The 4,542-nt window shown below is 72.3% G+C and carries 5 protein-coding genes and 1 pseudogene; 4 read left to right on the top strand and 2 right to left on the bottom strand.

All coding sequences use genetic code 11. The annotated features are described in order from the left end of the window. Positions 1-148: 148 nt before the first annotated feature. Together B4M60_RS04355 and B4M60_RS04350 are read right to left on the bottom strand one after the other, a co-directional pair. Complete coding sequence (locus B4M60_RS04355; protein ID WP_291080634.1) at positions 149-289, bottom strand: hypothetical protein; 141 nt, start codon at positions 287-289, stop codon at positions 149-151. A 90-nt stretch (positions 290-379) separates the two neighbouring features. Continuing rightward, on the bottom strand, positions 380-1,699 hold the full coding sequence (locus B4M60_RS04350; RefSeq protein WP_414646729.1) for a family 1 glycosylhydrolase: 1,320 nt from the start codon (positions 1,697-1,699) through the stop codon (positions 380-382). Between the two features lie 243 nt (positions 1,700-1,942). Here B4M60_RS04350 and B4M60_RS04345 point away from each other — a divergent pair, with 243 nt between their 5' ends. From B4M60_RS04345 to B4M60_RS04330, 4 genes and pseudogenes are all read left to right on the top strand, one after another. Further along, a complete protein-coding gene (locus B4M60_RS04345; RefSeq protein WP_291080629.1) occupies positions 1,943-2,392 on the top strand; it encodes a nitroreductase family deazaflavin-dependent oxidoreductase in 450 nt (149 codons plus the stop codon). Continuing rightward, a complete protein-coding gene (locus B4M60_RS04340; protein ID WP_291080627.1) occupies positions 2,389-3,567 on the top strand; it encodes a dienelactone hydrolase family protein in 1,179 nt (392 codons plus the stop codon). The genes B4M60_RS04345 and B4M60_RS04340 overlap by 4 nt, the downstream gene beginning before the upstream one ends. 35 nt (positions 3,568-3,602) lie before the next feature. Next, positions 3,603-4,289 carry a hypothetical protein gene (locus tag B4M60_RS04335; protein ID WP_291080625.1) on the top strand — a complete coding sequence of 229 codons (687 nt, stop codon included), beginning with the start codon at positions 3,603-3,605 and terminating at the stop codon, positions 4,287-4,289. Positions 4,290-4,320: 31 nt separating this feature from the next. Next, positions 4,321-4,542 (top strand): annotated as a pseudogene (locus B4M60_RS04330) (ZIP family zinc transporter); the annotation flags it as partial.

Raw genomic sequence — 4,542 nt, 5'->3', positions numbered from 1 at the left:
CTCCCGACAGTCTAGGAGTGACCCCTGACACCCGTGACCGGAGGCGGTGCTGCGCGCGAAGCACGTGCCGGGGAACGAGACCGGGGACGACGACGAGGGTGATCGATGCGAGGAGGGGGGCGGTCGCCCTGATCGCGGGAGGGCGCGCTCAGGAGCCGAGGCCGAAGCGGGCCGCGAGGTACGGCAGCAGCCCCATGCACCCCGGCGTCAGGGCCAGGCACGTCGCCTCGCCCGGCCCGGGGCCGAACAGGTATCGCAGGGGGTTCTCGATCGAGCCGGGTGGGAACATGACCTCACTCCTCGCAGCCGTGTGACGGTGTTCCCGAGGTATCGCTCCCGCCCGCGGCAGCGTTAGCCGCCCCGGTGTCCGCTCGACCGCTCATCGCCCACCCAGCCTGGCCAGCGGCCCCGCCGCCGACACCGGCTCGAGGCAACTGTCGGGGATGGTGGAGAGCGAGCACCACGCGGCCGGCAGCACGGGCCGGTAGCCGTCGCCGACTCCCCCGGCGGAGATGATCTCCCGATACGCGTCCACGCCCGACGTCGGCCGGCGGGTCAGCGACGGGTCGCCCAGGACGTCCACGCGGTACAGCCCGAAGCGGGCGGAGTAGTCGCCCCACTCGTAGTTGTCCACCAGCGACCAGTGGTTGTAGCCGATCACCGGGTACCCGTCGGCCACCGCCCGCTGCAGCCAGAACACCGTGTCGCGCAGGACGTCGCCGCGGTCGATCCCGTCGGCCCGCCCGCCGTCGCGGGTGGGCATCCCGTTCTCCACGATGTAGATCGGCTTGCCCGGGTACGCCCGCGCGTAGTGCCGGACCGCCTCGTAGATCCCCTCCGGCTGCGGCCGCACGGCGGCGAAGTCGTCCCACGCCGCGTTGATGGCGGTGAGGTTGTTCAGCGCGACGCCGTAGTAGTAGTCGATCCCCACGTAGTCCACCGCGTCCGCGACCCGGTCCCCGATCAGCGTGTCGGTGAACCCGGTGGCCAGGGGCAGGTAGGCCTCGTTCATCGTGACCATCGCGCCCGGATCGGCCCGGTGGGCGGCGGAATAGCCGAGCCGGTGGGCCGCCTCGACGGCGTCGAGGAACCGCGAGAAGTCGGTGACGCCCACGCGGCCGAGGGTCATCTCGTGCTTGAAGAAGACCAGGGGTTCGTTGAAGGTGACCCACATGGCGCCGTCGCCGGCCCAGCGCTCGGTGATGAGGTCGGCGAACCGGCCGAACGACTCCACCGCGGCGCCGCCGAGCATCCCGCCCTCGTCGGCCAGCCAGCCGGGGTACACGTAGTGGACCATGGTGATCATCGGGGTCATGCCGTGGCTGCGGATCGTGTCGATGATCCGGTCGTAGTGTCTGAGGGCCTCGTCGTCGTACCGCCCTTTTTCCGGTTCGATCCGCGCCCACTCCACGCCGAGCCGGAAGGTGTTCACGCCCATGGCGGCGGCGTTGGCGATGTCCTCCGGGTAGCGGTTCCAGAAGTCCACCGCGTCGCCGACCGGGTCCGTCCGCCCCGTGGGCGAGGTCGCGTCGACGTAGCGCTTCCAGTTGGAGTCCGGGTTGGAGCCCTCCACCTGGAAGCCCGAGGTGGCCACGCCCCAGTGGAAGCCGGCGGGGAGGCCGGCGGCCGCCGCCGCGGGCCCCCGGTGCAGCGGCACCACCACCACGGCGAGCGCCACGGCCACCAGCAGCGCCAGCATCCGTGATGCCGCGGCCCCGATCGCCACCGGAGACCACGCCACCCGACCCGCCCTGCTGCCCATGTCAGGAGCGTAGACAGGCGCCCACCGTCGCGGTCGCGAATCCGCCCGCCGCCGGCCCGGGCGGCGGGTGTCGATCGTGACCTGGCCGTCGTTGACCGGCTCCCCCCGCGGTGCTGCAATGAAATGACGGTCCCCCGCCCCCCACGAGGAATCCATCACAGGAAAGGGCGTGCGAGAACCATGACCTACATCAAACCGCCGGCTTTCACCCGGCGGGTCGTCAACCCGATCGTGTCCAAGCTCAACCCTGGCGATATCGCCACCCTCACAGTCACCGGGCGACGATCCGGGCGTGCCCAGCGCGTACCGGTCACCCCTGTCGTGGTGGACGGCGAGCGGTATCTGGTGTCTCCCTACGGCGATTCGCAATGGGTCCGCAACCTGCGCGCCAGCGGGGTGGCCGAACTGAGCCACCGGGGTCAGGCGCCGGTGGTCACGCGTGCCGTCGAGGTGCCGGTCGCGGACCGGGCGCCGGTGATCGCGGCCTACCGCACCTCACTGAACGCAATGGCGAGCCGGTCCGTCGACGGCTTCTTCACCCGCATGCCGGATCCTCGCGATCACCCCGTCTTCCGGCTCACCTCGGCGGATGAACCGCCCGAGGAGAGCGAGGGGCGACGCCCGGCATGAGCAGGATCCGGGGCGGCATCGAGATCGCGAGAGGGCCCGAGGAGGTCTTTGACGTGGTGGCCGACCAGCGCCATGAGGTCCTCTACAACCCGGGGATGGTCGACTCGGTCAAGCTCACCGACGGCCCGATCGGGGTCGGTACGAGGTTCCGGGCCACCATGCGCACCCGGGGCAGACCAGTCCACTTCACCACCGAGTGCACCGCGTTCGACCGCCCGCGCCGGATCGCCACCCGCAGTGTCATGGCCGGCTCCGTGGCCGAGGGTGAGGTGCGCTGCGACCCGATCCCCGGGGGGACTCTGTTTTCCTGGGACTGGGAGGTGACCGTCGGCGGACCGGCCCGGCTCGCCGGCCCGCTGGTCGGCGTGATCGGGCGGCGTCAGGAGCGGCGGATCTGGGCAGGGCTCAAACGCCTGCTCGAGGACGGCTCGGGCGAGTCCGCCGGGATCGAGACCGAGCACGGCGAGCTCCCGTTCTACTGCGCCGAGCCGGCGGGAGACGGCCCGTGGCCGGGTGTCGTGGTGGTCCACGACGCCGTGGGCATGTCCCCGGATCTGCGGCGCCAGGCGGACTGGCTCGCCGGCGAGGGGTTCCTCGCTGTCGCGCCCGACCTGTTCGCGCGCGGAGGACCGGGGAAGATGCGTTGCCTGATCGCGATGATCGGGGAGGTCCGCGCCAAGGCGGGACGATCCTTCGACGACATCGACGCGGCACGCCGTTGGCTGGCCGCGCGGGAGGACTGCACCGGCCGGATCGGGGTGATCGGGTTCTGCATGGGCGGCGGCTACGCGCTCGTGCTCGCGCCCGACGGGGCGTTCGCGGCCTCGGCCGTGAACTACGGCACCGCGAGCAGGAAGGCCTACACGGCGGAGTACCTGCGGGGGGCGTGCCCGGTGGTGGGCAGTTTCGGCGGGGCCGACCGCACCGTGCGCGACGGGGCTGCCCGGCTCGACGCGGCCCTCAGCGAGCTCGGCGTGGACCACGACGTCAAGGAGTACCCCGGGGTCGGGCACGGCTTCCTCAACGACCACCAGCCGGACGAGGTCCCCGCCGTGTTCCGTGTGCTCGGCCGGGGCAGCCCCTACGACGAGACCGCGGCCGGCGACGCCCGGGCTCGGATCATCCGGTTCTTCGGCGAGCACCTGGCGGGGGTTCCCGGGTCGACGGCGCCCTGACGCCACCCCCGGCATCCGGCGAAAGGAGGGTGGCAGTGGATGACCGACCTGCTCGGCCCGATCCCACCGAGGGCGGGGCGGGTCCCGGGCTGCTCATCGAGCGGTACCTGCCCCGGTACGACGTCGCGGTCGTCCACGCCGACGTCGTCCGGGCCCCGCCCGCGCAGTGCTACGCCCGCGTGCTGGCACTGGACCTCCTGCGGGCCCCGCTCATCCGGGTCGCCATGGGTGTCAGACGACTGCCCCGACGCCTGAGCGGTGTCCTGCACGCTCCCGGGAGGACCCCCGGCCCCGATGCGGACGCGCCCACCTTCCGGCTCGCCGACATGGTCGACCTCGGGTGGATCGTGCTCGCCGAGACTCCGGGTGTGGAGATGGTCCTGGGCCAGGTGAGCCGCCCGTGGAAAGCGGACGCGTCGCCCTCCGCCGTACCGATCACCACGCCGACCACCGCCGAGGAGTTCACGGACTTCGCCGCCCCGGGCTTCGCCAAGATCGTGACCGGTCTCCGGGTGGACCGCTACGGGACCGACTCGTCCATCCTCACGCTGGAGACGAGGGTCGCCACCACGGACGCGCTGAGCCGCCGCCGGTTCCGGCGCTACTGGCTCCTCATCGGCCCCTTCAGCTCGGCCGTGCGCCGGACGGCGCTGCGCCTGCTCGCGTCCGAACTCCGCCGGGATCACCAGCGCTCGTGGGAGGATCCGGGCTCGGCGGGCTGAGCACGCTTCCGCTCGGGAAAGGACCGCCACGATGCCGGACTGGCTGGCGGCGGGCGGCGCCGGGCTCCTCGCCGGGTGCGCGCTGCTGGTGGGCAGCGCCATCGCGTGGTTCATCACCGTCCCCGCCGGCCTGGTGGCGGCCGTGATGGCGTTCGGCTCCGGCGTGCTGATCTCCGCGCTGTCGTTCGAACTGGTCCAGGAGGCGATGGACCAGGCCGGCCTGCGGGCCACCGCGCTGGGCTTCCTCGCCGGC

This window comes from Dietzia sp. UBA5065 (assembly GCA_002415925.1).
GTDB lineage: Bacteria > Actinomycetota > Actinomycetes > Mycobacteriales > Mycobacteriaceae > Dietzia.
The sequence above is the reverse complement of the archived record's forward strand: the minus strand, read 5'-3'. Positions and strand labels throughout refer to the sequence as shown.